At 57.7% G+C, this 3,427-nt stretch carries 2 protein-coding genes and 1 pseudogene; 1 reads left to right on the forward strand and 2 read right to left on the reverse strand.

Features of this window, described 5'->3' with window-relative positions; genetic code table 11:
* Positions 1 to 1,828: 1,828 nt before the first annotated feature.
* Complete coding sequence (locus tag NKI66_RS32515; RefSeq protein ID WP_352754069.1) at positions 1,829 to 2,761, forward strand: isopenicillin N synthase family dioxygenase; 933 nt, start codon at positions 1,829 to 1,831, stop codon at positions 2,759 to 2,761.
* A gap of 205 nt (positions 2,762 to 2,966) precedes the next feature.
* Here NKI66_RS32515 and NKI66_RS32520 read toward each other — a convergent pair.
* Positions 2,967 to 3,144 (reverse strand): annotated as a pseudogene (locus NKI66_RS32520) (transposase); the annotation flags it as partial.
* A 19-nt stretch (positions 3,145 to 3,163) separates the two neighbouring features.
* The coding region (locus NKI66_RS32525) for an integrase core domain-containing protein (RefSeq protein WP_352754070.1) at positions 3,164 to 3,427 on the reverse strand (264 nt) is incomplete at its 5' end.

Consider the following 3,427-nt stretch of genomic DNA (forward strand, 5'->3'; position numbering starts at 1 on the left):
ATCACATCGATGACCTCTTAGATGCGAGCTAAGGCCAGAGTGCTTGCGTGATCGACAATATGGCTCCTCAACTATTCTGGCCTACGGCGGACCCTGATTCCGCCTGGCCGGCGCTATCAGGTACCTCCCAAGCAGTGCCGGTCACCTCTTGCGACGCCGATTATCGTGAACCAGCGTGCAACGACCGCATTCGTCGAACGGCGTCGCCACCGGCTCCCCCTTTTCCTATCGAGCGAACTCTGCCGGACCCGGGAACGCTTGCTTACTGGATCTTCGGGAACGGATCGCACGTTTTGTTAGCGGTGGTCATTCAGGGCAATCGGCGGCTCATTTTGGCGTCTCTGTCGCCTTCATGGTGAAGCGGTTGTCGTCGTATTACGCGAACGGCAGCCTTGGGCGGAAGCCCGAGGGCGGTTAGCGCTGCTCGAAGCCTGCTTTACGAACTCAGGGGTAACTGCGTTCGACAGCGCGATGATGAAGTGGTTGATGGAGCGAACCATGACGCCATGCCAGCCCCGGCCGGACCGACAGGCAGTGGCCACATCGAACGATCCGGCCCCGAGAACACAGCTCACGGCCGGCGGCGTGACCGCCCAATACAGCGGGTGAGTAGGTCAGTGGAATCACACCAGCCTCTCGCAGAACCCAGCGTGAGACTCTCGCCTCCCTGGGCTCCCATCAGGCAAACGTGCTGGTCATGGGTCATACCGATCCGCCAGTGAAAAGGCGCACGGTTTCACGGAACAACGGCCGTAAGGAAGGTGGCTCGCCACGTAGAAGGCAATTCTGTCCACAAAAGCGGCCAGCCGAATGGTCTCAACGCATGGCTGGTCACCGGAGCCATCCATTCGGCCGCCATATTGATGCGCCCCGAGGACGGCCGGGGCTGCCAGCCGGAACAATCAATATTCTCACCGGCTATGGCCGGACGGCAGACTCGGCGCTGATTTAGATGCATTGGCGGTATCGTCCTAACAGCACCGATGGCCACCGGCCACGCGGTTCTCAGGACCGCCTCAGAACGTATCGCCCCTCGCATCATGGAACTGGGCGGCAAGTCGGAGCGGCGGTCCATGCCGATGCGGATTTTTGATTGCTTCTGGACCACAGGGGCTGGAAGCCTTGATGACGCACCGCTTTCGGCATCTCACGCGGAAAACTGTAATAATACGGCTCCCGTTTGTGAGTTGAGATCGCACAGTCAGCATGAAATTCGAACGAGTTGAGACCGATCAACGGCGTATCGTCCAACAGGATCAGCAGGAAAGTTCCTCAAAAATCGTCGCCTTGAATTCGAGGGAATACGCCTTGCTTGCAATGTCTATTAAAGCACCTTAAAAAAAGTTTAACAATAACATATTGATATTCTCCATACTTTGAGTTGTATTTTCCGGAAAGCTGATAGATCATAGAAAATGATGTAGTGACAACAGACATTGTCCGAGCAGGCGTTGGCAGTATTAAAATTAGGATCAAGCTTACTTCAAAAACAAAGAGGGCCGTTACGGGAGAAAACGTCCGACAATCCCACGTTGACCGCCATGTCCAAAGCAACGTCGACCTTGAGAACCGCTCTCGAAATAAACGAGGGGCGAACTATCACAACACGGTCTGCGGCAGTGTCTTCACTCTCGGGCATGTCCGGCCTCGGATTGGCTGCTCGAACTAGCTCGCGTCACCCGTCCTTTGATGACGAGATGAGCCGTCCACAAAATGCGACCGCGCCTTTGCCAGCCCACTGTCTAGATGACCACTGATACATCGCGATCAAGAGACTGACAGGTATCCAAGAGCCCCATAAGGGCAAAGCACCAAGGGAGAAGAGGCTATGACCACGCTACCGCAAATATCACTGGCGAAACTGTCATCCGATAAAACCCGAGTTGAAGAACAACAGTGCTTACGCATGGCTTGCGAGGAGTACGGGTTTTTTTACCTTATCGAGCACGGAATTCCGAAAGAACAGATTGCACAAGCCATCGACGCTTCTCGGCGTTTCTTCGCGTTGCCACAGACTACTAAGGAACGCTACGGTCACGCCTCTCAAGACGTGTACCCCGCTACCGCCCGGGGATACATTCCGTTGCACGGTGAAATGCTGCATCCCGAGGCCGGCCCCGATCCAAAGGAAATGTTCGACCTCGGGATCGAGAAACAGGGCGACCGGCGTCCGTTCGCCGGAATCACGCGCCTTCCGGATGACGTGTTGGCTCCTGGTTTCGCTCGAAGCCTGCTTGCATTGCAAGCTACAGTGCTCAACGAGGTTGTGCCGCAGCTGGGTGGCGCCCTGGCCGACCTGCTCGATATGGAAAAGGGCTGGTTCCGACGCCATTTCAGCCCGCCGACGGTCCTGCAACGCGTGATCCGGTATCCATCTACTGGCGGCACGGCCGGAAAGCATACCGACGGTGGCTTCTTCACGCTGCTGCTGCAGGAGGAACTCCCCACGCGCTCCTTGCAGGTGTGGTTTCGCGAGCGCTGGACGCCGGTGCCGAGTCTGCCCGACAGTCTCGTTGTCAATCTGGGTGACATGCTTCAGGCCTTGAGCGATGACCGGTTCAAGAGTACGCCGCATCAGGTCGTGCACAGTGGTCCGGCCGAACGAATTTCGCTTCCCTTCTTTATCTATCCCGACGTGGACGCACGCCTGACTTCGCGTCACGGCAACCATACCTTCAGCGTCGCAGAAATGATGCTGCGCAACTTCGAATCAGTCTGGGAAAAGGGGAACGGCGGCGGACGCGCGCTAGAGTTGGAGTAAGTGTTCGGCTTTCTGAGGCGTGAGCAAACGATGGCGACCACTCGGCAAGTGGTACCCTGGAAGAACTCTCCCAGAAGCGTTCGTCGCGCGCATAAGCGCGGCGGGCTGCAGCGCATCGGAGAGTCACGTCGATACCGGCGCATTTTTTGAAATGTTGCCACACAACATCCACGCGGATTTTCAAGCAAGCTGCAGCGCCACGGCTCGCAAACCAGCGTTCGACCTGGTTGATCCAGGAGGCCGACGGCGGCGTGAAATGCACATGATAGTGCGGCCGCCGCGCCAGCCAGGTCCGGATCGGCCGCCGTCTTACGCGTGGCATAGTTATCCATGATGATGTGGACATCGAGACCTTGCGGGACATGGGCGTCGATCTGCTTGAGGTGACCTTGCCCCCAGTTTCTATCCATTTTTGAGTTCGTTTCCAGCGTGGGTTGTGCCCTGCTGGGCGGGTGAAGCGACGGGCGCTGGCGCGGAGCCTTTGGCATAGCGCAGCGCGAGCGACCGTCGCAGATTGAAGGTGGTGGCGAACTCGGCCGGTGTCTGCCAGGCGATTTGGGAATGCGGCCGCGCGGTGTTGTAGTCGGCGCGCCACAGGGCGATGGCGACGCGTGCCTGAGCCAGCGAAGTAAACAGCGTCTCGTTGAGCAGTTCATCGCGCAGTCG

Source organism: Mesorhizobium sp. M0518 (assembly GCF_040321125.1).
Classification (GTDB): Bacteria; Pseudomonadota; Alphaproteobacteria; order Rhizobiales; family Rhizobiaceae; genus Mesorhizobium.